This window comes from Nocardiopsis sp. NPDC057823 (genome assembly GCF_042797335.1).
GTDB lineage: Bacteria > Actinomycetota > Actinomycetes > Streptosporangiales > Streptosporangiaceae > Nocardiopsis > Nocardiopsis changdeensis.
The window spans coordinates 259,116-279,643 of the sequence record NZ_JBHVLR010000007.1; the positions used below are offsets into that span (position 1 = coordinate 259,116).

A 20,528-nucleotide genomic window follows, 5' to 3' on the forward strand; every position below is an offset into this window, starting at 1 on the left:
GACCCTGACGCTTTTTCGCGCATCGGACGCCGACGGACACCGTCGGCTCTCTTTCCCGTGCACTCCGTCAGGTCTTGAGAGAGATCAGGTTTGTCCTCACATACTTTTTCCGTGCTGCCCTGGGCCGTGCGGCGCACCCGCCTGCCCCTGCCCGTCCTCACCTGCGTGGACTGCTCCTGTGAGCGCGCCACCACCAAGGACGGCCGGTTCCGCGTCAACGCCAACGGCAAACTGCTCCATGTCTGGCTGCTGGTCAACTGCGTCGGCTGCGACCGGACCGGCAAGCTCATCGTCCATGAGCGCGTCCCGGTCCGCTCGCTGCCCGCGGACCTGCTCGCCGGGTACACCGCCAACTCGGCGGACCTCGTCGCCCGGGTCCTGCTCGACCCGTCGACCGCCCGGCGCAACCGGTTCGCGCTCGACTGGGAGGGCTGCTGGGAGCTCGACGCGCCCCCGGCCCCCGAGGACCCGTGGCCCGTCCGGGTCGAGGTGTCCTTCGAGGACCCCGTGCCGGTCCGCCCCGAACGGCTCATCGCCCAGGCCCTGGGCATCAGCCGCGGCGAGGTCGCCCGCCGTGTCAAGGCGGACTTCCCGCTGAAGCGCAGGACGGCGCAGGACTTCTCGTTCCTGCTGCTGTAGCCCGTGCGGTCGGGGCGGGGCGCGGCGGCGTGCCCCGCCCCGACCGGCCCCCGTCGGGCGGTCCGGTGCGGCCGCGGGGCCTACAGCCGGGTCGCCCCGGGGCGGGTCCACTGCGGGGTGGGGCGGCCGGTCGGCCCCCAGGTGGGGTTGCCGTCGGCGTCGGTGAACCAGGTCCAGCAGGAGTCCCCGCCCTCGGGCCAGCCCTCGGGCTTGTCCTCCCACGCCTCGCCGCGGCCGTAGGGCGTCATGTCGAGCAGGCCCATGGAGGCGTTGACCCGCTCGCAGCCGCGGCCGGTGGTGGAGTAGGTGAGGAACGTGCGCTCGCCCTCGCGCAGGTAGCAGACGAGGTAGCCCATCTCGCCGCCGACGGGCTCGGGCAGGCCGCGCACCGAGTACCAGGGCTGGGTGTAGCCCATGAACCCGACGAAGGGCTCCACCTCCTCCCAGCGGCCCTCGGTCACGAACGCCAGGGAGACGCCGCGGGCGTTGAGGTAGGAGGCGTCCCGCAGGTGCCAGGCCGCGGTGGTGCAGCCGTAGCACTGGCCCTGGTGGGGCTCTCCGTCGTTCCACATGTGCCTGTAGACCACGAGTTCGTCGCGTCCCTGGAACAGGTCCGTGAACGGGACGGGGCCGTCGGCGCCCACGACCTCGACGGTCCCGTCGAACTCCACCATGGGCAGGCGGCGGCGGGCGGCGGCGATGGCGTCGCCCTCGCGGGTGTGGGCCTTCTCTCGGAGGAGGAGCTCGTCGCGGGCGGCCTGCCAGGTGGCCTGGTCGACGACGGGCGGGCGGCCGGGGAGCGCGGTGGTGCCCGGGCCGCCGTGGGTGGTCGTCATGGTGTCCTCCGGGTGTCTCGTGCCGGGTCGGTCACTATGACAGACCCCTACCCGGGCCGGAACTCATCGCGAGGGGGCGCGCGGTGTTCCTCAGGCGAGGGCGGCCCGGATCCGGGCGAGCCATTCGGTGCCCATCCGGTGTCCGTCGGGGAACCGGTCGTCGCGGTCCCAGCGCCACGTGGCGACCATCGCCAGCACGAGGATCCGGCAGTCGCGCAGCAGGTCGTGGTCGACTCCCGGGTAGTGCGCGCCGACCTCCTCGGGGGCGTGGGCGAGGTCGAACTCGACGGGTCCGGTGCAGCACGTCTCCAGGTCGACGAACAGCGGGCCCTCGCGTGTGGTGAGCAGGTTGCCGGGGTGGGGCTCGCCGTGCAGGAGCTGTTCGGCGCCGCCGCGTTCGCCGACGGTCCTCTTGAGGGTGGCCAGGGTGTCGCCGAGCAGTTCGCGGTCGGGGTCGGTGAGCGCCGGGGTGCGGTCGCGGTCCGCCACGAGCCGCTGGGCGTCCCGGACCCGGTCGGTGAACCGCGGCGCGGGGAGGTCGATGCCGCGCATGCCGGTGTGCAGGCGTTCCAGGGCGTCGGCGTAGTCGGCCGGCGGGACCGGGTGGGAGGTCACGGGTTCGTGGTAGGTCCACAGGGTGACCGTGAAGCCGTCGCGTTCGTGCACGCGCGGCTCCACCCGGGGGTCGAGGGCGGCGACGGGGCAGCCGGCCCCGACGAGCCTTCGTGCGAGGTCGACCTCGAACCGCGCGACCTGCTCGGCCGTCGGCGCCACCCGGGCCAGGACGTCGCAGGGCAGCAGCCGGAGGGTGAGCTTGTTCGAGTCGTGGAGGACGACGGCGTCCCGGGCGGCCAGGCCGAGCGAGGAGGCGATCGCGGTGGCCGCGGCCACCGCCCGTGGGAACTGTGCTGCCCGCATGCGGGTCGGTCCTTTCTCGGTGTTCACATCCGGGCCTTGAGCACGTCGATCTCGCAGCCCGGCGCCGCCGGGTCGAAGCCGTGCCCGACCAGCCAGCGGATCGCCAGCAGGCAGCGCAGGGACCACCACGCGCGGATCAGGTCGGGGTCGACGTCGGCGCCGTAGCCGGCGATGACGTCGCCGAGGTGCTCCTCGTGGCCCAGGGTCAGGACGGCGAGGTCGAACAGGGCGTCGCCCGGTCCCGCCTCGGTCCAGTCGATGACGCCGGTGACCTCGTCGCCGTCGACGAACACGTGGGCGGGTTGCAGGTCGCCGTGGACGAACACCGGTGTCCACGGCCGCAGCGCGGCCTGCGCGAGCCGGCGGTTGTGCGCGACCAGGTCGGCGGGGAGGAGGCCGTCGTCGAGGAGGCGGGCGCACTCGGCGTCCAGGTCGGCCGCGAGCCGGTCGGGGTCCCTGCCTGGCCAGGGGGGCGGCGGCGCGTCGTGGAGTGCCCGCACGGCGGCCCCGGCCGCGGCCCACGCCGCCGGTGACGCGGTGGACGGTTCGCCGAGGCGGCCCAGGGGTCGGCCCGGGAGGGCGGCGAGGGCGAGCGCGGGGGGTCTGCGCCACAGGACCTCGGGGGTGGGGACCGGCGCCAGGGCCATCGCCTCGACCTCGGTGTCGGTGCGGCTCTGGTCGGCGTCGACCTTCAGGAACACGTCGCCGACGCGCAGTGTCGCGCAGTCCCGGTGGGCGACGACCACCTCGACCTCTTCCACGTGGAGCATTGTCACAGGGCGCACTCCGGCGGGGCCAGGCGTTTTCCCGCGCCCCGGCCCCGCCGCGCGGCCACGGGTCGGCCCGGGGGCGCGACCCGGAACGATCCGCCGAACAGCCCTAGGGGCGGCGTGTGGCCAGGACGCAGAACTCGTTGCCCTCCGGATCGGCCAGCACCACCCAGGTGTCCCCCTCGCCCTGGCCCACGTCCACGCGCCGGGCGCCCAGCCCCAGCAGCCGATCGACCTCTTCGGCCTGGTCCCGGTCGGTCGGGTTCACGTCGATGTGCAGCCGGTTCTTGACGACCTTGCCCTCCGGTACCCGTGCGAAGGTCAGCACCGGGGGGACCGGTCCGGGCCGCCGGGCGCCCTTGGGGACCCCGGGTGAGCCGATGGAAACGAAGCCGTCCTCCCGCCCCTGCACCTCATAGCCCAGGACCTCGCACCAGAACCGGGCGAGGGCCTTCGGATCCGCGCAGTCGAACGCGAGCTCGGTGAACTTGCTGGCCATGTCGGCATCCCTTTCTCCGGCACCGGTGTTCCCGCCTCCACCCTGCCGAAGAACCGTGCGCCGGCGCCATCCATTTGCCGCGCCCCGACCGGTGCGTTCCTCACCGCGACCTCGACGGGGCTCTCACCGCCATGTCCGGCGCCGCGCGCCCGCACCGGCGGGCCACGGCTCGCCCGACCATCCGGCCGGCTCCGCCCCCGTCCACCGCCACGCCCGTCGGCCGGCGGGCCGCCTCCTAGGCCGGGGTGAGGTGCTCCTCCAGGTCCGGGCCCACCGGGTAGACGCGCTCGGGGGGCAGGAGCCGCCGGGCCTGGTCGGCGCGCCCGCCGCGGACGAGCGCCGCCGCCTTGTGGACCTGCGGGGTGAGGTCGGTGAGGCCGACCACCCAGTCCTCGGCGAACGTGCGGATCAGGTGGCGGCCGATGCCGACCTGGATGCTGTAGTGGTTCAGGGCCGCTCCGCGCAGCGAGCGCTCGGGGTCCCACTGCAGGTGCACGGCGGCCCGGGACAGCTTCTCTGGGGCGGCGGTGGTCGGTACGGCCTGGGACAGGGCCCGCTCCCAGCCCTGCCGGGTCATCCGCACCGCCAGGACGCGTTCCTGCCCCGGTTTGCGGGCCCAGTTGCTGCGGTGCATCAGCCACAGGAACGAGGGCTTGATCCAGGTCATCCGCTGGAACGAGAAGGGGGCGACGAAGCGCCCCGCCCGCAGTGCGGCGTCGGCGATCGCGGGCGGGTACGCCTGGTAGACCACGATGGTGCGGGCGTCGTAGTCGGCGCGGATCCGGTACTGCGTCATGGGCCGCATCCTGTCATCGGCCGTTCCGGCGCGGCCAGCGGTTTACCGCCGTGCGGGCCCGCCCCGGTTCAGCGGCGCCCGCCGAACTCCCACGGGTGGACCTCGACCTCGGCGTACCGCTCCCCGTCCAGCACGGTCCGCGCGGCCCCGGCGTCGGCGGCCCGTACCAGCGCCGCCGTCCCCACCCGGACCGTTCCGTCGTCGGACAGCAGCGGCCCGTAGGCGACCAGTGCGTCCCGGTCGTCGGGCACCGCGGTGTCCGGTGCGCCCCCGGTGTGCTCGGGGCCCAGCCCGAGCAACAGGAACAGGTGGCCGTCATCGCCTCCGCCCTCGGCCCGCGGGAAGTCCCACATGGTGCGTCCCAGCAGGTTGCGCCACCGGCGCAGCAGCACGTCCCGGTACGCCCCCGCCTGGTAGTTCGGCTCCGCGAAGGCGAACTCCCGGGCGGCCGCCGCGTCCGGCAGGTCCACGATGTGCACGCTGCCGGTCGGCGTCTCCCCGTCCTCGGCGAACGTCGGCCCGCGCGCGATCATCCCCTCGGCGAACCGGTCCATGTAGGACCAGTGCGCTTCCAGCAATTCTTCGCGCAGGGCCAGGGATCCCCGCCGGTCGCGGTGGTAACAGAAGAACTCCATGGCCTCATTCTTCACGGGAGGCCCCCTCCGGGAGCGGCCGGGGTCGCGTCGGGGACACCGGGGAGCGGGCCCTCACCGCGGGAGCCGGTCCAGGAAGTCGGCGACCAGCGGCGCGATGGCCCCCAGGTGGTCCTCCAGTGCGAAGTGCCCGGTGTCGAACAGGTGCAGTTCGGCGTCGGGCACGTCCCGCAGGTACGCCCGCGCGCCCGGCTCCGGGAAGAAGGGGTCCCGGGCGCCCCACGTGATCAGCGTCGGCGGCCGGTGCCCGCGCAGCCACGCCTGCCAGGCCGGGTAGGCGGCCACGTTGTTCTTGTAGTCGAAGGCCAGCGCCAGCTGGGCCCGCTCGCGTCCGGGGCGGTCGAAGAACGCGGCGTCCAGCAGCGGGCCGTCCGGGTCGATCAGCTCCGGTGCGGCAGCCCCGGTCTCGTACTGGCCGCGGATGCCCTGCGGGGTGAGCAGTCCCAGGACGGCATCCCGTGCGCCGGGGGCGTCCGGCGTCAGGGCGATGAAGTCCCGCGCCCCCTCCGACAGGCCCTCCTCGTAGGCGTTGCCGTTCTGCACCACCAGGCCGGTGATCCGCTCGGGGTGCCGCAGGGCGTGGCGGAATCCCACCGGTGCCCCGAAGTCGAACATGTAGAGCGCGTACCGCTCCAGTCCCAGCGCGTCGGTGAACGCGTCCACGACGTCGGCCAGGCGGTCGAAGGTGTGGGCGAACCCCTCCGGTTCCCGGGTGCGCCCGAAGCCCGGGTAGTCCGGGGCGATCAGCCGGTACCGCCGCCCCAGGGCGTCGATGAGGCGGCGGAACTGGTGTGAGCCGGACGGGAAGCCGTGCAGGAGCAGCAGGGTCGGGGCGTCCTCGGCCTCGGGGAGGGACTCGCGGTAGAAGACGTCCGCCCCGGCGACGGTGACGCGGCGGTGGGCGGTCCGGGCGGGGAGTGCGAGCGGCGGGGCGGTGCGAACGGACATGTCACATGCCTTCCTGTGGAGAAGATGCATTAGTTCTACTCCGGTGTCGGCTAATGGGTCAATGCCGCCATGTAGCATTAGTCCATGGATGAGCGCGGACCCCTCACCGGAGAACCCCTGGCCCTGGACCTGGTCAACACCCGGCCCGCGGGCCCGGACGGACGCCGTACGGACCTGATCGCCACCCCCGGGCTGCTGGCCGCCTGGCTGTCCCTGGAGGCGGACCGCCTGCCCGCCGAGGCCCGGGGTCCCGCCACCGCCGCGGACCTGGCCGCCCTGCACGCGGTGCGCGCCGACACCGGGGCGGTGGTGGACGCCCTGCTGGAGGGGGTGGCCCCGCCCCGGGCGGCCCTGGCCGGGCTCAACGCCGCCCAGCGCGCCGCGCCGCCCGTGCGCGAACTGCACCGGGACGGCACCGGGGTGAGGGCTGTGACCTGCCGTTCCGGACCGGCGGGGGCGGTGCTGGCGGCGGTGTTCGCCGAGGCCGCGGCGGATCTCGTCACCGGGCCGGGGGCCGCCGGGATCAAGCGGTGCGAGGCGCAGGGTTGCGTGATGCTGTTCCTGCCCGCCCACCCCCGGCGCCGCTGGTGCTCGCCCTCCCGCTGCGGCAACCGCGCCCGCGTCGCCCGCTACTACCGGCGCCACAGGGCGGCGCCGGCCGGTTCCGAGCCGTCCTGATCCGAGCGGGCCGCCTGCGCGGGCCGGCGCCGGCCGACTGGTGTGTCCGGACCCCGGGCGCGGAGGGCGGACCCGATGCGAAGGCTCACCGTCGGTGGGGCGGGCACCGGCACCGCGAGCGCGGTCCGGTGTGTCGGGGCGGGGCCCGGTCCGCTCCCGCCGTCCGTGGGGGCGCGACCGTCCGGGGCGCGGTGTCGGCGGGGGCCGGTAGCGTTCCCGCATGAGTTACGCGCTGACGGCCTACGTGGTCGACCTCGACGTCCTGCACGCCTCCGTGGGTTCGGGGGACGACAAGCTGCGGCGGATGATCGGCGGCCGGTTCAAGCAGCACCTGGAGCACTTCGACGCCCAGTTCTCCGGCCTGGACCTCCTCCCCGTCCGCGACGCGATCCGCGCGGTCATCGAGGGCGGACCCTTCGAGCCGGACCAGGGCACCATGTACAACTACGCCTACAAGTGGATCTGCGAGTTCCACGGCCGGTACCTGGACAACAACGACTTCTCCCCGATGCGGGCCGGGTGGCCCGAGACCGTCGACGAGGGGCTCGGGGCGGTGGGGGTGACCGCGGTGAGCGTCGCGGAGTTCGGCTACGGCCGCGCGCCCGACCCGGTCCCCGCGCCCTCGGACTTCGTCCCCGGCTACGGCGAGTGGAGCACCGAGCGGTGCCGCAAGGCCCTGGAGCAGTGGGGCGCCGCCGACGACGGGGCCAAGGCCGCGCTCGACCCCGATGTCCTCCAGGCCGCCGAGTCCTGCATGGGGTGGTGCCGGGCCGCCGACGCGGCCGGCCGGGGCGTGGCGGGCTTCTTCAGTTGACCGGAGCGCGGCCCGGCGGCGCGCCCCTCCTGCCGCCACCGCCCCCGCCGGGGCCCTCGCCCTTCCTGCTGCGACTGTGGGAGGAGGCCGACCTGCCCCTGGTCGTGGCGGCGGCCGCCGACCCCTACACCGTCAGCGTCACCACGCTCCCCGACCCCTGTGACGAGGCCGCCGCCCGCCGGTACATCGAGAGCCGGGCGCTGGTGCTCTCCCGCGGGATCGGCGTCCCGCTGGTGATCGCCGACACCCGCACCGGGCGCGGGGTCGGCGGGATCACCCTGTCGCTGCGCGACGCGTCCGAGGGCCGCGCCTCCCTCGGCTACTGGGTGGCCCCGGGCCACCGGGGGTGCGGTGCCGCCGCCCACGCCCTGCGCCTGGCCTCCGCCTGGGCGCACGACGCCCTGGGGGTGCCCCGGCTGGAGCTGGCGATCGAGCCGTGGAACACCGGGTCGCTGCGGGTGGCCGGGGCCGCCGGGTTCCGCCGGGAGGGCCTGATGCGCCGGTGGCAGGAGATCGGCGGCGAGCGCCGCGACCTGTACCTGTACGCCCGCCTGGCCGGGGACCCCCGCCCCTGACCGGCCGTCCCCCGCGCGGCCTTCGCCGGACGGGACCCGCGGAAGGGCCGCCGGGGAAACCGGATTGTGCCGCGGGCGGGGGAGGGGTGTCATAGGGGGCATGGACCTGACGACCTCCCTGCCCGCGTTCCTCGTCGCCGTGGTGCTCATCTCCGCCTCCCCCGGACCCGCGATGGTGCTGATCATGCGCCGTGCCGCGCAGCGCGGCCTGCCCGGGGCCGTGCCCACGGTCCTGGGCCTGGAGGCGGGCCTGTACGTGTGGGCGCTGTGCGTCGGCGCCGGCCTGGCCGCCCTGGTGGCGGCCTCCGAGGCCGCCTACCTCGTCCTGCGCGTGGCCGGTGCGGCCTTCCTGCTGTACCTGGGGGTGAAGGCGCTGCTGTCCGCCCGGCGCGGCCCCGCCGGGGCCGGCCCCGTCGACGCGCCCCCGCCGCGGGAGGCGGCCCGGGCCTGGTGGCGGGCCTTCGGGGAGGGGTTCCTGGTGATGCTGGCCAACCCCAAGGCCGCCGCGTTCATGGTCGCGTTCTATCCGCAGTTCGTCCCGGCGGACCGGCCGCTGTTCGCCACGACCGCCCTGCTGGCGCTGCTCCAGGTGGCCGTGGAGATCGCCCTGTACCTGGGGCTGGCCGCCGTGGTCGGCCGCGCGGGGGAGTGGTTCCGGCGCCCGGCGGTCCGCCGCTGGTCGGATGCCGTCAGCGGGACGGTGCTGGTCGGCCTGGGCGTCCGGATGGCCGTCCACGGCCGCTGACGCGGGCGGCCCCGGCCCCCGTGCGGGGACCGGGGCCGCGGGGCCTCTCAGGCGGCGGTGCGCAGGTCGCGCGGCTCGGCCTCGGGCAGGCCGCGCTCGCAGGTCCCGCACTCGGCGCGGCGGCGCACCGCGTAGGCCGCCACCGCCGCGGCCAGGGCCACGCCCCACACCGCCATCGACATGAAGATCGCGGTGTGCAGCGCCGACGAGCTCGTCATGCCCACCTGGTCCAGGGCGAACTGCACGATGACGCTGCGCCCCATGGCGATCAGCGCGACCGCGACCGCGGTCGCCGGGACCACCGCCAGCGCCACCGGCACCCGGCGGCCCGCCAGGCCGACCATCCAGAACGGGAACCGCACGCCCCAGCGCTGCACCAGCCCCAGCATCAGCACGGCGCCGACCACTCCCGCCGAGCCCAGGCCGACCCCGATGAACAGGGTGCCCGGGTCGGCCCGCAGCTCCTCGGCGAAGCCCTCGCCCATGCCCGGGGTGATGCCGAACAGCCAGGGGAACCGGATCGACGGGTACAGCAGGGCGCTCAGGCAGGCGACCAGGACCGCGATCCGGCCCGCCCGCAGCGCCCGCACCCGGGTGGCGTGCTCGGCGTGCGGGGTCCAGTCGTGGGCGCGTCCGCAGTCCGGGCAGGCGCCGCGCGCGGCCCGCAGGGCCGAGAGCCCGGCCACCGCCCACAGCGCCGCGCCGGCGGCGAAGAAGAACAGGCCCAGGTTCTCCGGCAGCATCATCTGGGTGATCCACATCCCGGCCAGGCCGGGCACGAACCAGCCCGCCACCGGCATGATCATCGTGTACCCCAGGAACGCCAGCAGGCTCCCGGTCACGAACAGCGCCACCACGGCCGCCGACATGCCCCAGGCGGCGTAGGCCACCGCCCGGCCGCCGCGGCCCGGGCGCATCATCAGCAGGGCGGTCGCGGTGCCCGCGGCCCCCAGGGCCAGGGTGGTCCAGGCGGCCGCGCCGGCGCCCCAGCGCCCGTACAGGGAGCCGAACCCGTCGCCGTCGGGGACCCCCGGCGGCAGCAGGCCGGCGGCCCAGCCCAGGCCCAGGGCGAGGGCGACCGCGGACCAGGCCAGGACGGCCCAGGTGATCGGTGCGGTCCGGGCGGCGGATGCGGTCCCGGGTACGGCGGGGGGTGCCGAGGTGTTCACGGCGTGCTCCTCACAGGCGTGCGGTGTCTTCTCCACCAAGCCTGTCGGCGCGGGGCCGGGCGGTCCTCACCTGCGCGGTGGGGCCGGGGTCAGCCGCGGGAGGCCTGGTGGGCCTTCTCCAGGGCGGAGGCGAACACCTCCACCGGCTGGGCGCCGGACACCCCGAAGGCGCGGTCGATCACGAAGAACGGCACCCCGGTCGCGCCCAGCCGCCGGGCGGCGTCGATGTCGGCGTTCACCTCGGCGGTGTAGGCGTCCCCGGCCAGCACCTCGCGGGCCTCGTCCTCCTCCAGGCCGATCTCCACGGCGATCTTCACCAGGGTCTCGGGGTCGGAGAGGTCCTCGGCCCGCACCAGCTGGGCGTTCATGAACGCCTCGTGGGCGGCGTCGCCCAGGCCCCTGCCCTGGGCCAGGTGGACCAGGCGGTGGGCGTCGAAGGTGTTGACCATGACGCCGGAGGCGAAGTCGTACTCCAGCCCCTCCTCGGCGGCGACCCGGGTGACCTGCTCGGTCATGGCGCGCACCTGCTCGCGCGGGGCGCCCATCTTCTTGGACAGCGCGTCGTAGACGGGGATGCTCTCGCCCTTGGCGAAGCCGGGGTCGAGCTGGAAGCTGCGCCAGGTGACCTCGACCTCGTCGGCGTGCGCGAAGGACTCCAGCGCCCTCTCGAAGCGGCGCTTGCCGATGTAGCACCACGGGCAGACGATGTCGGACCAGATCTCTACCTGCACGGAACGAACTCCCCACTCACCAGCACACGCCGTCCGAGCACGCGGGCGCGTCCTCGGTCCCCACCGTCACCAGGCCCGTGACCATGGCCAGGGGCGGTGTCGCGGGCGGTGCCGGGTCCGCGGGGGCCGCCTCGCGCCCGTCGGTGGTGCCGGTGGCCTGCTGCGGCGCGGTCCGCTCGGTGTCCTGCTCGTCCACGACGCCCCCTCACTTACATATTGTGCGTAACCACATTATCAGTGAGTATGGGGGAGTCGCAGGTCAGGGACAAGGAGGCACTTCAATGTCCGCAACGAACACCCGTGTTCCCCCGGGGGAGGGTGTCGGCCCCGCCGTGAACCCCGACGACTGCCCGGTCCGGGAGGTCCTGGACCGCATCGGCGACAAGTGGAGCGTGCTCGTCATCGTGCTGCTGGGTCGGCGCACCCACCGCTACAGCGAGCTGCACCGCACCATCGACGGCATCAGCCAGCGCATGCTCACCCTCACCCTGCGCGCCCTGGTCCGCGACGGCCTGGTGGAGCGCACCGCCCACGCCAGCGTCCCCCCGCGGGTGGAGTACTCCCTCACCGGCCTGGGCCGCACCCTGCTCGAACCCCTGACCGCGCTGGACCGGTGGGCCGTCGAGCACCGGGAGGACGTCCGGGCCGCCCGCGAACGCCACGATCGCGAGCGGCCCGGGGCTTAGGACGGCTCCGGCGGGTCATCCCGGTCGCGGCCGCCTCTCGCCGCTGCGCCCGTGCCCGGGCGCCCGACCCCGACGAACGCCCCCGGCACTCGGGGCGGGCGCCGAACCAGACGAGGGCGTCCAACGAACACGCCCTGCGCCCCTTCCCGGACGCCCCGCCCCGAAGGCCCGCGGCCGCCGGGCCGCGGTGCGGCGGTTCTCAGGCGCCGCCGGTGCGGCGGGCGCTGCGCGCCGCGTCCGCCTCGCGCGCCGCCCGCACCAGTGCGCGCACCCGCTCCGAGGTCGCCTCGCCGGGGCACACGACCGCCACCCACCCCTGGGCCGCGTACAGCGGGTGGGCGATGATCCGGTCCGCCTGCGAGGGGTCCGTCCCGTCGGCGTGCTCGGCGTGCGCGGCCGGCGGGTACCCCACCAGCTCCTCGAACAGCTCCCGCCCCACCGCGATGTTCACCCGGAACACCCCGGGCCGGTCCAGCCGGGAGGCGGTGTCGAACCCGGGGTAGTCCGAGGCCACCACCGTCGCGAACGGCATGTTCCGCCGCCGTTCGGGGTCGCCGCCGGGCTCGTGGAAGAAGAACACGTCCCCCCACGCCGCCTCCGGCGCCCCGTTCTCGGGGCCGGCCCGCACGGTGCCCACCTCCGGCAGTCCTTCGATGAACGCGATGATCTCGTCCTGGGTCATGGCAGGCCCCTTCCGGTCGGTCCACGGGCCCCGGTGGGTGGCCCGTGCCTTCCATCGTGGCCTTGAACTCCTTTCGGAACCCTGGAGCCGCATTCACCCCGTGGAACCGGGGGTGGGGTCCCCGAAACCCTCCAAACGCGGACCAGGGCGGCCGGTCAGTCCAGCGCCCAGGCGGGCAGCGCCTCCACCCGGTCGGCCCACCGCGGGGCCGCCGCCGGGTCCGCGCCCAGCACCCCGCCCACGATCGCGGCCACGGTGTCCATGTCGCCGCCCGGCGCGACCGCGGCCCACAGCGCCGGCTCCAGCGGCGCGCGCAGGTGCTTGGCCGCCACCCACAGCGCGAACGGCACCGTGTCCAGGGCCCGCACCCGCGAGCCGTTGCCCAGCCGGTGGGCCGCGCCCACGGGCTCGGGCACGATGAGCAGCGCTCGCGCGGCCCGCACCCCCTCCCGCAGCGCGCCCCGGGGCAGCAGGTCGGCCACCCGGCCCAAGAACGTCCCCGGAGCCCCCGCCTCGCCCCGTGCCACCAGGGCGGCGGCCACCGCCACCGCGACCGCCCCGTCCACCGCCTCGGGGTGGGTGTGGGTGACGCGCGCGCTCACCGCCGCCCACCCGGCCGCGGCCCCGGGGTCGTCGGCGAAGAACGCGCCCAGCGGCGCCACCCGCATCGCCGCGCCGTTGCCCCACGACCCGGCCCCGTCGAACAGGCCCGCCGCCAGGTCCCGGTGGTCGGCGCCCTCGCGCACCAGCCGCAGCAGGCGGCCGGTGGCGGGCCCGTACCCGCGGTCGAAGTCGTGGTGGGCGGCGAAGGACCCCGCCAGCCGGTCGGCGTCCACCTCCCCGTGCCGGACGACCTCCCGGTACACCGACGCGGCCATCTCGGTGTCGTCGGTCCACGACCACACCCCCTCGGGCAGCTCCCGGGCGCGGTGCCGGAACCGGTTGCCGGGCACGAAGAACTGGGAGCCGAAGGCGTCGCCCACGGCCAGGGCGGACAGGCTGGACAGTGCGCGGCGGGCGCGCTCGGAGGCGTCGAAGGAGAGCGGAGAGGTGGTCATCGCCCGCCATCCTCCCCCACCCGCGCCCTCCCGAACAGGGTGTGACCGAGGTCCCACCGGGGCCCGCGACCCCGCCCACGCTCGCACTATGCCCCCATCACTCGGCTCCCACCTGCGGTGACAGCACAACGAAACATGCCCGACACCATCGCCCAACGCCCGGGTAACACCTCGGAGGTTGCCTGAAACGCAACCGCACCGGGAGGAACACCCCCATGGAAGAACTCGTCGTCATCGGCAACGGCATGGTCGGCCACCGACTCGTCGAGGCCCTGCGCGACCGCGACGCGGCGGGCCACTGGCACATCACCGTCGTGGGCGAGGAGCCCCGCACCGCCTACGACCGCGTCGCCCTGTCCTCCTACTTCGACGGCGCCACCGCCGAGGACCTGTCCCTGGGCGACCTGTCCGGCCCCGCCGTGGACGTGCACGTCGACGAGCGGGCCACCGCCGTCGACCGCGCCGCCCGCACCGTCACCACGGCCTCGGGGCGCACCCTGGCCTACGACCGGCTCGTCCTGGCCACCGGCTCCAGCCCCTTCGTGCCCCCCGTGCCCGGACACGACCTGCCCGGCTGCCACGTCTACCGCACCATCGAGGACCTGGAGGCCATCACCGCGGCCGCCCGCGCCGGGGCCCGCACCGGCGTCGTCATCGGCGGCGGCCTGCTGGGCCTGGAGGCCGCCAACGCCCTGCGCCTGCTGGGCATGGACGCCCACGTCGTGGAACTCGCGCCCCACCTGATGCCCGCCCAGATCGACGAGGGCGCCGGATCGCTGCTCGCCGGGCTCGTCTCCGACCTGGGCGTGCACGTCCACACCGGCGCCGCCTCCACCGCCGTGGAGGCCGGCCCCGACGGCCGCGCCGCCCGCCTGCTCCTGGCCGACGGCACCCGCCTGGACACCGACCTGGTCGTCTTCTCCGTGGGCATCCGCCCCCGCGACGAGCTCGCCCGCGCGGCCGGACTGGACGTGGGCGAACGCGGCGGCATCACCGTCGACGACACCTGCACCACCTCCGACGCCCGCATCCACGCCATCGGCGAGGCCGCCTGCCACCGCGGCACCGTCTACGGGCTCATCGCCCCCGGCAACGCCATGGCCGAGGTCCTGGCCGACCGCCTCGTCGGCGGGCGGGCCACCTTCACCGGCGCCGACACCTCCACCAAGCTCAAGCTGCTGGGCGTGGACGTGGCCAGCTTCGGCGACGCCCACGGCCGCACCGCCGACTGCCTGGACGTGGTGGTCAACGACGCCGCCACCGGCCGCTACGCCAAGCTCGTCCTGTCCGACGACGCCACCACCCTGCTGGGCGGCGTCCTGGTGGGCGACGCCACCGCCTACGCCACCCTGCGCCCCCTGGTGGGCTCGCCCCTGCCCGGCGACCCGCTGGCCCTGATCACCCCCCAGGGCGAGGCCCTGGGCGCCGACGCCCTGCCCGACTCGGCGCAGATCTGCTCCTGCAACGCCGTCACCAAGGGCGCCATCGCCCAGGCCATCTGCGACGGCAACCACGACGTCCCCGCCCTGAAGGCGTGCACCCGCGCCGGCACCAGCTGCGGCTCGTGCGTGCCCATGCTCAAGAACCTCCTGGACAAGGCCGGGATCGCCCAGTCCAAGGCCCTGTGCGAGCACTTCGCCCACTCCCGGGCCGAGCTGCTGGAGATCGTGCGCGCCACCGGCATCACCACGTTCTCGGCCCTCATCGAGGCCCACGGCACCGGCGCCGGCTGCGACATCTGCAAGCCCGCCGTCGCCTCCATCCTGGCCTCCCTGGGCAACGGCCACATCCTGGAGGGGGAGCAGGCCTCCCTCCAGGACACCAACGACCGCCACCTGGCCAACATGCAGCGCAACGGCACCTACTCCGTCGTGCCGCGCATCCCGGGCGGGGAGATCACCCCCGACAAGCTCATCGTCATCGGCGAGGTCGCCCGCGACTTCGGCCTCTACACCAAGATCACCGGCGGCCAGCGCATCGACCTGTTCGGCGCCCGCCTGGAGCAGCTGCCCGCGATCTGGACCCGCCTGGTCGAGGCCGGGTTCGAGTCCGGGCACGCCTACGGCAAGTCGCTGCGCACCGTGAAGTCCTGCGTGGGCACCACCTGGTGCCGCTACGGCGTCCAGGACTCCGTGGGGCTGGCCATCCGCCTGGAGGAGCGCTACCGGGGCCTGCGCTCGCCCCACAAGCTCAAGTCCGCCGTCTCCGGGTGCGCCCGCGAGTGCGCCGAGGCCCGCGGCAAGGACTTCGGGATCATCGCCACCGAGCACGGCTGGAACCTGTACGTCGGCGGCAACGGCGGCTTCACCCCCCGCCACGCCGACCTGCTGGCCTCGGACCTGGACGAGCCCACCCTCATCCGCTACATCGACCGGTTCCTGATGTTCTACATCCGCACCGCCGACCGCCTCCAGCGCACCGCCGCCTGGATCGAGGCCCTGGACGGCGGCCTGGACCACCTGCGCGAGGTCGTCGTGGAGGACTCCCTGGGCATCGCCGCCGACCTGGAGGCCGCCATGGACCGCCACGTCGCCTCCTACACCGACGAGTGGGCCGCCGTCCTGGCCGACCCCGACAAGCTGGCCCGCTTCCAGTCCTTCGCCAACGCCCCCGACACCCCCGACCCCACCATCGCCTTCACCACCACCCGCGACCAGCCCGTCCCCGCCGCGCCCGTCGGGCTCGGCATCCCCACCCTGCGCACCCGGGAGAACGCATGACCGCCTACGCCACCGAGGCCGCCCGCCCGGCCGCCGAGGACACCGGCTCCGCCTGGACCGCCGCCTGCCCCAGCGCCCGGCTGCGCCCCGACGACGGCGTCGCCGTCCTGCTGCCCGGCGGACGCCAGGCCGCCCTGTTCCGCACCCGCACCGGGGAGCTGTACGCCGTCGACAACATCGACCCCTTCACCGGGGCCGCCGTCCTGTCCCGCGGCATCGTCGGCGACCGCGCCGGCGAGCCCACCATCGCCTCGCCCCTGCTCAAGAACGTCTTCTCGCTGCGTACCGGCCGCAGTCTGGACGATCCGGACGTGGCCCTGGACACCTGGGCCGTCCACGACGACGGCACCACCGTGCGCATCGGCGCCCGGGCCCGTACGGAGGGCACCACATGACCACCGCCCCGCCGCTCACCCCCGGCCCGCGCACCCCGAGCCCGCCCACCACCGCGCCCCTGGCCGGGTTCACCGTCGCCGTCACCGCGGCCCGCCGCGCCGACGAGCTCTCCGCCCTGCTGCGCCGCAAGGGCGCCCAGGTGATCGCCGCCCCGGCGCTGCGCATCGTCCCCTTGAGCGACGACCAGCGCCTGGCCGCGGTCTCCGACGACCTGGTCCGCCGCCCCGCCGACGTCGTCGTCGCCACCACCGGCATCGGCTTCCGCGGCTGGGTGGAGGCCTGCGAGACCTGGGGCACCGTCGACGGCCTGCTGGACTCCCTGCGCGCCTCCCGCCTGCTCGCCCGCGGCCCCAAGGCCAAGGGCGCCATCCGCGCCGCCGGGCTCACCGAGGAGTGGTCCCCGCCCTCGGAGTCCTCCGCCGAGGTCCTGGACTACCTCCTGCAGCGCGGCGTCCAGGGGCTGCGCGTGGCCATCCAGCTGCACGGCGAGCCCCTGCCCGACTTCACCGCCGCCCTGCGCCTGGCCGGGGCCGACGTCGTGGAGATCCCCGTCTACCGGTGGACCCAGCCCGAGCAGACCGGCCCCCTGGACCGGCTCATCGAGGCGATCACTTGCGGGGGAGTGGACGCCGTCACCTTCACCAGCGCCCCGGCCGCCGCCGGGCTGCTCGCCCGCGCCCGCGCCACCGGCCACGGCGACGCCCTCGTCCAGGCCCTGCGCCGCGACGTGCTGGCCATGTGCGTGGGCCCGGTCACCGCCCGCCCGCTCATGGCCCAGGACATCCCCACCACCTGGCCCGAGCGCGCCCGGATCGGCGCCCAGGTGCGGTCCCTGGCCGAGGAGCTGCCCGCGCGCTTCCCGACCCTGGCCGTGGCCGGGCACCGGCTGCGCCTGCGCGGCCACGCGGTCCTGGTCGACGGCACCGTCCACACCCTCTCGCCCACCCTCATGCGGCTCATGCGCGCCCTGGCCCACCGCCCCGGCCAGGTCCAGGACCGCACCCGCCTGCTCACCTGTCTGGGGGAGGACGCCGACGCCCACGCCGTGGAGACCGCCGTGGCGCGGCTGCGCACCGCGCTGGGCGACCCCAAGATCATCCAGACGGTCGTCAAGCGCGGCTACCGGCTGGCCCTGGACGACACCCCCGGATGCGAGTGAGGACCGTGCACCGACACCCCGCCCTGCTGCTGGCCCTGCACGGCACCCGCGACCCGCGCGGCACCGCCGTCGCCCACTCCCTGGCGCTGCGGGTGGCCGAGCTGACGCGCGTGCCCACCCGCCTGGCCTTCGCCGACGTCCTGGAGCCCACCGTCGGCCGGGTCGCCGCCGACTCCCCGGGCCCCCTGGTGGTGGTGCCGGCGTTCCTGGCGGCGGGCTACCACGTGCGTACCGACATCCCCGACCAGCTCGCCCGCGCCGGGCGCGCCGACGCCGTCGTCACCCCCGCCCTGGGCGACCACCCGGCCGTGCGCGACACCGCGGTGCGGCGGCTGGTCCGCGCCGGGTACCGGCCCGGCGACGCCGTGGTCCTGGGCTGCGCGGGGACCTCCGACCCCCGCGCCATGGCCGACCTGCGCCGCGCCGCCGACGCCCTGTCGGGCCGCCTGGAGGCCCCGGTCCACCTCGCGTTCGCCGCCACCGCCGCGCCCACCGTCGCCGAGCGCGTCGCCGAGCTGCGCGCCCGCGGGCACCGGCGCGTCGCGGTGGCCTCCTGGCTGCTGGCCCCCGGGCTGTTCCAGCGGCGGCTGGAACGGTCCGGGGCCGACGTGGTGGCCGGCCCCCTGTGCCCGGACGCGGCCGTCGCCCACGCCGTCGCCGCCCGCTACGCCGGGGCCGCCATCCCCCAACCCGCCTGAACGCCCGGGCGGGTGGCCGATTGCGGCAACCGGGTGCGCATCCGCCGCCGACGGGGAAGACATCCCGGTGGACCCGCCACCGCCCCCCGAGAGGCAGCGCCATGCCCACGCCCCTTGTGTCCGACGACGTCCGCGAACCCGCCTGGGACCGCGCCATGGGCGTCCTGACCGGGGCCGCCGCCGCAACGGCCCTGGTCGGCGCCGACCCCGGGCTGCTCGCCCGGTTCCTGGACCCGGCCCCCTCGCCGCCCGCCCGCCTGGCCTCCCTGGCCCGTACCGCGCTGGACCACCGCTCCCCGCCGCCCGCCGACCCCCTGGACCGGGCCTGGACCGACGCCCTGCGCACCCTGGTGCGCACCGGCGCCGCCCCCGACCGCTCGCCCGAGCTGGAGCACGCCCCCGTCGACGACCCCCGCGGCGCCTCCTGGCGGGCCCTGGTCCGCACCCCCGTCCCCGAGCACGCGCCCCACCGCGGCTCCTTCGCCTGCACCCACCTGGTGGACGCCGTCTGGACCGCCTACACCGCCTCCGGGGACCCGGCCGCCATGTACACCGGGGCCCTGGCCGGGGCGCGCTGGGGCCTGTCCGCCGTCCCCCTGCAGGCGCTGCGGGTCCTGGCCGGGACGGTGGACCCCCACACCCTGGTCGCCGACACCTTCGCCCTGGTCCGCGGCCCCCGCGCCGACCTGTGGCCCCACTGCAGCGTCCTGGCGGCCGAGCCGCGCCGCCTGCCGCCCTTCGCCGTCCCCCACCCCCTGGACCCCGAGGTCCTGCTGGGCAACATCGACCACCTGCGCGCCCGCCCCGAGACCGTCGACGCCGTGGTGTCGCTGTGCCGTACCCACCCCACCGACGCGCCCCACCTGGCCCCGGCCGACTGGGTCCGGGTGTGGCTGCACGACAATCCGCGCACCAACGCCAACCTGCACTTCGCCCTGGACGAGGCCGCCGCCGCGGTCGCCGCCCTGCGCGCGGAGGGCAAACGCGTCCTGCTGCACTGCTGGGCCGGGGCCTCGCGCACCCCGGCGGTGGCCGCCCGCTACGCCGCCGCGGGGCTGGGCGCCCCCGTGCTGCCCTCCCTGGCCCTGCTCATCCGCACCGTCGGGGGGCACCTGGACAACCCCGCCCTGGCCCGCGCCGTCGCCCACCTCAGCGGCCACGACCTGGCCGACCCGGCCGCCGCCCTGTTCCCCGACGGGATCCCGCCGCGCCGCGCCGACCTGCCCGAGCCGCGCATCACCGGATGACCGACCCGTGACCGGATAGGGACCGTCCGCAACGGTGTCGTGAGAAGTTCCACAAACCGTCGCTTTCCGGTACCGTGACCTCAGCGTTACCCCTTAGGCTCTGCGCTCAGACCCCGCGTGACGCCACCCGGCGGTCCCTCTCCGGCCCCGCGCCCGGGCCCCGGTACGGCCCGGCACCGGCGGGCGCCGTGCACCCGGCGCACCCCCCGCCCCCTTCACCCGGGCGGCGCCGTGCACGGGCCACCCGAGCGGCCCGCCCTGCCCTGTTCCCGTTCAAAGGACTCCGACGTGGGCGAAAACCAGCCCCAGACCACACCGGTCGACGAGGACACCGCGCTCCTCGACGCCGCCCACGGACCCGCGCCCGTGGGCCCCCGGGTCGCCGCCAAGCGCGCCCGCCGCAAACGCACCCTCATCCTCGCCGGCGCCGCCGGCCTGGCCCTGCTCGTGGGCGGCACCGCGACCGCGGCCGTCGTGGCCACCGGCGCGGGCCCCGAGGGCGCCACCAACGCCACCGTGGTCCCCGAGGCCGACCCCGACCCCCTCGTCCCCGCCCAGGAGCAGGGCGAGCCGGACGCCGGGGCCGCCCAGGGGGCCGAGGATGCCGTCGCCGGGGCCACCCAGACCACCAGCGCCGAGGCCTCCGACATCAAGGAGGAGCCCGAGCCGGAGCCGGAGGAGGACACCTCCACCGACAACGGCGGCGGGGGCGGCGGCGAGCCCACCGGGGAGGGCGGCACCTGCGAGGCCTCCTTCTACGGGGCCGACTTCGCGGGCCGCACCACCGCCAACGGCGAGACCTTCGACCCCAACGCGATGACCGCCGCGCACAAGACCCTGCCCTTCGGGACCATGGTGCAGGTCACCAATCCCAACAACGGGCAGTCGGTGACCGTGCGCATCAACGACCGCGGGCCCTTCGTCGCCGGCCGCTGCCTGGACCTGTCCACGGCCGCGTTCGACCAGATCATCGGCACCGGGGCCGGTGTCGGCCAGGTGCAGTGGCAGGTCGTCTCCTAGCCCCCGACCCGCCCCTCGGGCGCCCCGCACCCTCCCCGAGGGCGCGGGGCGCCCTGCGTTGCAGGCGGTGCAGGATCCGCGTGTGATCCCC

The 20,528-nt window shown here is 75.7% G+C and carries 24 protein-coding genes; 12 read left to right on the forward strand and 12 right to left on the reverse strand.

All coding sequences use genetic code 11. The annotated features are described in order from the left end of the window. The first annotated feature begins 111 nt into the window (after positions 1 to 111). Positions 112 to 639, forward strand: a complete 528-nt coding sequence (locus tag ACFVNO_RS15120; RefSeq protein ID WP_220561009.1) for a DUF1062 domain-containing protein — start codon at positions 112 to 114, stop codon at positions 637 to 639. Positions 640 to 719: 80 nt separating this feature from the next. On the opposite strand, the gene ACFVNO_RS15125 is transcribed toward ACFVNO_RS15120, so the two are convergent. From ACFVNO_RS15125 to ACFVNO_RS15155, 7 genes are all read right to left on the reverse strand, one after another. Further along, positions 720 to 1,475, reverse strand: coding sequence for a DUF899 family protein (locus tag ACFVNO_RS15125; protein WP_355261299.1), 756 nt, complete (start codon positions 1,473 to 1,475; stop codon positions 720 to 722). Positions 1,476 to 1,565: 90 nt separating this feature from the next. Further along, the gene (locus tag ACFVNO_RS15130; RefSeq protein ID WP_355261296.1) at positions 1,566 to 2,393 is read right to left on the reverse strand and encodes an aminoglycoside phosphotransferase family protein; all 828 of its coding nucleotides are present in this window, start codon (positions 2,391 to 2,393) and stop codon (positions 1,566 to 1,568) included. A gap of 23 nt (positions 2,394 to 2,416) precedes the next feature. Continuing rightward, positions 2,417 to 3,154 (reverse strand): phosphotransferase, encoded by a 738-nt coding sequence (locus ACFVNO_RS15135; protein WP_378892921.1) that lies wholly within the window; start codon positions 3,152 to 3,154, stop codon positions 2,417 to 2,419. Positions 3,155 to 3,272: 118 nt separating this feature from the next. Next, positions 3,273 to 3,662: a VOC family protein gene (locus ACFVNO_RS15140; RefSeq protein ID WP_378892924.1), complete on the reverse strand. Its 390-nt coding sequence runs from the start codon at positions 3,660 to 3,662 to the stop codon at positions 3,273 to 3,275. A 235-nt stretch (positions 3,663 to 3,897) separates the two neighbouring features. Continuing rightward, on the reverse strand, positions 3,898 to 4,458 hold the full coding sequence (locus tag ACFVNO_RS15145; protein WP_355261287.1) for a DUF4291 domain-containing protein: 561 nt from the start codon (positions 4,456 to 4,458) through the stop codon (positions 3,898 to 3,900). A gap of 68 nt (positions 4,459 to 4,526) precedes the next feature. Beyond that, the gene (locus ACFVNO_RS15150) at positions 4,527 to 5,093 is read right to left on the reverse strand and encodes a YciI family protein (protein WP_378892927.1); all 567 of its coding nucleotides are present in this window, start codon (positions 5,091 to 5,093) and stop codon (positions 4,527 to 4,529) included. A gap of 72 nt (positions 5,094 to 5,165) precedes the next feature. Further along, positions 5,166 to 6,059: an alpha/beta hydrolase gene (locus ACFVNO_RS15155; RefSeq protein ID WP_355261281.1), complete on the reverse strand. Its 894-nt coding sequence runs from the start codon at positions 6,057 to 6,059 to the stop codon at positions 5,166 to 5,168. A gap of 84 nt (positions 6,060 to 6,143) precedes the next feature. Here ACFVNO_RS15155 and ACFVNO_RS15160 point away from each other — a divergent pair, with 84 nt between their 5' ends. The 4 genes from ACFVNO_RS15160 (at position 6,144) to ACFVNO_RS15175 (ending at position 8,871) form a co-directional block, all read left to right on the forward strand. Beyond that, positions 6,144 to 6,737 carry a CGNR zinc finger domain-containing protein gene (locus ACFVNO_RS15160; protein WP_355261278.1) on the forward strand — a complete coding sequence of 198 codons (594 nt, stop codon included), beginning with the start codon at positions 6,144 to 6,146 and terminating at the stop codon, positions 6,735 to 6,737. Between the two features lie 220 nt (positions 6,738 to 6,957). After that, on the forward strand, positions 6,958 to 7,551 hold the full coding sequence (locus ACFVNO_RS15165) for a hypothetical protein (protein ID WP_355261275.1): 594 nt from the start codon (positions 6,958 to 6,960) through the stop codon (positions 7,549 to 7,551). Continuing rightward, complete coding sequence (locus ACFVNO_RS15170) at positions 7,548 to 8,126, forward strand: GNAT family protein (protein ID WP_355261272.1); 579 nt, start codon at positions 7,548 to 7,550, stop codon at positions 8,124 to 8,126. Before ACFVNO_RS15165 ends, ACFVNO_RS15170 begins: the two co-directional genes overlap by 4 nt. A gap of 100 nt (positions 8,127 to 8,226) precedes the next feature. Beyond that, complete coding sequence (locus tag ACFVNO_RS15175) at positions 8,227 to 8,871, forward strand: LysE family translocator (RefSeq protein WP_355261269.1); 645 nt, start codon at positions 8,227 to 8,229, stop codon at positions 8,869 to 8,871. 47 nt (positions 8,872 to 8,918) lie between these two features. Here the strand turns inward: ACFVNO_RS15175 and ACFVNO_RS15180 are convergent, their stop codons facing one another. The 3 genes from ACFVNO_RS15180 to ACFVNO_RS15190 all read right to left on the reverse strand — a co-directional run bounded on the left by ACFVNO_RS15180 (position 8,919) and on the right by ACFVNO_RS15190 (position 10,967). Further along, positions 8,919 to 10,040 carry a hypothetical protein gene (locus ACFVNO_RS15180; protein ID WP_355261266.1) on the reverse strand — a complete coding sequence of 374 codons (1,122 nt, stop codon included), beginning with the start codon at positions 10,038 to 10,040 and terminating at the stop codon, positions 8,919 to 8,921. A gap of 89 nt (positions 10,041 to 10,129) precedes the next feature. Then, positions 10,130 to 10,771 (reverse strand): DsbA family oxidoreductase, encoded by a 642-nt coding sequence (locus ACFVNO_RS15185; RefSeq protein ID WP_355261263.1) that lies wholly within the window; start codon positions 10,769 to 10,771, stop codon positions 10,130 to 10,132. Positions 10,772 to 10,787: 16 nt separating this feature from the next. Then, a complete protein-coding gene (locus ACFVNO_RS15190) occupies positions 10,788 to 10,967 on the reverse strand; it encodes a hypothetical protein (protein WP_220561024.1) in 180 nt (59 codons plus the stop codon). 85 nt (positions 10,968 to 11,052) lie between these two features. On the opposite strand from ACFVNO_RS15190, the gene ACFVNO_RS15195 reads away from it, so the two are divergent. Then, positions 11,053 to 11,457 carry a helix-turn-helix domain-containing protein gene (locus ACFVNO_RS15195; RefSeq protein ID WP_220561025.1) on the forward strand — a complete coding sequence of 135 codons (405 nt, stop codon included), beginning with the start codon at positions 11,053 to 11,055 and terminating at the stop codon, positions 11,455 to 11,457. A 199-nt stretch (positions 11,458 to 11,656) separates the two neighbouring features. On the opposite strand, the gene ACFVNO_RS15200 is transcribed toward ACFVNO_RS15195, so the two are convergent. Together ACFVNO_RS15200 and ACFVNO_RS15205 are read right to left on the reverse strand one after the other, a co-directional pair. Next, the gene (locus tag ACFVNO_RS15200) at positions 11,657 to 12,139 is read right to left on the reverse strand and encodes a DUF6194 family protein (RefSeq protein ID WP_355261256.1); all 483 of its coding nucleotides are present in this window, start codon (positions 12,137 to 12,139) and stop codon (positions 11,657 to 11,659) included. 155 nt (positions 12,140 to 12,294) lie between these two features. Continuing rightward, positions 12,295 to 13,197: an ADP-ribosylglycohydrolase family protein gene (locus ACFVNO_RS15205; protein WP_378892937.1), complete on the reverse strand. Its 903-nt coding sequence runs from the start codon at positions 13,195 to 13,197 to the stop codon at positions 12,295 to 12,297. Positions 13,198 to 13,412: 215 nt separating this feature from the next. Between ACFVNO_RS15205 and nirB the strand changes: the two genes are divergently transcribed. From nirB to ACFVNO_RS15235, 6 genes are all read left to right on the forward strand, one after another. Next, positions 13,413 to 15,917, forward strand: coding sequence for a nitrite reductase large subunit NirB (nirB, locus tag ACFVNO_RS15210; protein WP_355261250.1), 2,505 nt, complete (start codon positions 13,413 to 13,415; stop codon positions 15,915 to 15,917). Further along, positions 15,914 to 16,312, forward strand: a complete 399-nt coding sequence (nirD, locus tag ACFVNO_RS15215; protein WP_355261247.1) for a nitrite reductase small subunit NirD — start codon at positions 15,914 to 15,916, stop codon at positions 16,310 to 16,312. The genes nirB and nirD overlap by 4 nt, the downstream gene beginning before the upstream one ends. Next, a complete protein-coding gene (locus tag ACFVNO_RS15220) occupies positions 16,309 to 17,472 on the forward strand; it encodes a uroporphyrinogen-III synthase (protein WP_220561031.1) in 1,164 nt (387 codons plus the stop codon). The genes nirD and ACFVNO_RS15220 overlap by 4 nt, the downstream gene beginning before the upstream one ends. A 5-nt stretch (positions 17,473 to 17,477) precedes the next feature. Beyond that, complete coding sequence (locus tag ACFVNO_RS15225; protein WP_378892942.1) at positions 17,478 to 18,170, forward strand: sirohydrochlorin chelatase; 693 nt, start codon at positions 17,478 to 17,480, stop codon at positions 18,168 to 18,170. Between the two features lie 101 nt (positions 18,171 to 18,271). After that, the gene (locus ACFVNO_RS15230) at positions 18,272 to 19,417 is read left to right on the forward strand and encodes a protein phosphatase (RefSeq protein ID WP_355261240.1); all 1,146 of its coding nucleotides are present in this window, start codon (positions 18,272 to 18,274) and stop codon (positions 19,415 to 19,417) included. Between the two features lie 288 nt (positions 19,418 to 19,705). Then, a complete protein-coding gene (locus tag ACFVNO_RS15235; RefSeq protein WP_355261237.1) occupies positions 19,706 to 20,437 on the forward strand; it encodes a septal ring lytic transglycosylase RlpA family protein in 732 nt (243 codons plus the stop codon). The last annotated feature ends 91 nt before the right edge of the window (positions 20,438 to 20,528 follow it).

What these genes read in the sequence shown, in the direction of transcription:
- ACFVNO_RS15205 (WP_378892937.1), bottom strand. Translation starts at nt 13,197, where the DNA reads ATGACCACCTCTCCGCTCTCCTTCGACGCCTCCGAGCGCGCCCGCCGC.
- ACFVNO_RS15200 (WP_355261256.1), bottom strand. Translation starts at nt 12,139, where the DNA reads ATGACCCAGGACGAGATCATCGCGTTCATCGAAGGACTGCCGGAGGTG.
- ACFVNO_RS15220 (WP_220561031.1), top strand. Translation starts at nt 16,309, where the DNA reads ATGACCACCGCCCCGCCGCTCACCCCCGGCCCGCGCACCCCGAGCCCG.
- ACFVNO_RS15175 (WP_355261269.1), top strand. Translation starts at nt 8,227, where the DNA reads ATGGACCTGACGACCTCCCTGCCCGCGTTCCTCGTCGCCGTGGTGCTC.
- ACFVNO_RS15130 (WP_355261296.1), bottom strand. Translation starts at nt 2,393, where the DNA reads ATGCGGGCAGCACAGTTCCCACGGGCGGTGGCCGCGGCCACCGCGATC.
- ACFVNO_RS15230 (WP_355261240.1), top strand. Translation starts at nt 18,272, where the DNA reads ATGCCCACGCCCCTTGTGTCCGACGACGTCCGCGAACCCGCCTGGGAC.
- ACFVNO_RS15160 (WP_355261278.1), top strand. Translation starts at nt 6,144, where the DNA reads ATGGATGAGCGCGGACCCCTCACCGGAGAACCCCTGGCCCTGGACCTG.
- ACFVNO_RS15140 (WP_378892924.1), bottom strand. Translation starts at nt 3,662, where the DNA reads ATGGCCAGCAAGTTCACCGAGCTCGCGTTCGACTGCGCGGATCCGAAG.
- ACFVNO_RS15125 (WP_355261299.1), bottom strand. Translation starts at nt 1,475, where the DNA reads ATGACGACCACCCACGGCGGCCCGGGCACCACCGCGCTCCCCGGCCGC.
- ACFVNO_RS15165 (WP_355261275.1), top strand. Translation starts at nt 6,958, where the DNA reads ATGAGTTACGCGCTGACGGCCTACGTGGTCGACCTCGACGTCCTGCAC.
- ACFVNO_RS15150 (WP_378892927.1), bottom strand. Translation starts at nt 5,093, where the DNA reads ATGGAGTTCTTCTGTTACCACCGCGACCGGCGGGGATCCCTGGCCCTG.
- ACFVNO_RS15145 (WP_355261287.1), bottom strand. Translation starts at nt 4,458, where the DNA reads ATGACGCAGTACCGGATCCGCGCCGACTACGACGCCCGCACCATCGTG.
- ACFVNO_RS15195 (WP_220561025.1), top strand. Translation starts at nt 11,053, where the DNA reads ATGTCCGCAACGAACACCCGTGTTCCCCCGGGGGAGGGTGTCGGCCCC.
- nirD (WP_355261247.1), top strand. Translation starts at nt 15,914, where the DNA reads ATGACCGCCTACGCCACCGAGGCCGCCCGCCCGGCCGCCGAGGACACC.
- ACFVNO_RS15155 (WP_355261281.1), bottom strand. Translation starts at nt 6,059, where the DNA reads ATGTCCGTTCGCACCGCCCCGCCGCTCGCACTCCCCGCCCGGACCGCC.
- nirB (WP_355261250.1), top strand. Translation starts at nt 13,413, where the DNA reads ATGGAAGAACTCGTCGTCATCGGCAACGGCATGGTCGGCCACCGACTC.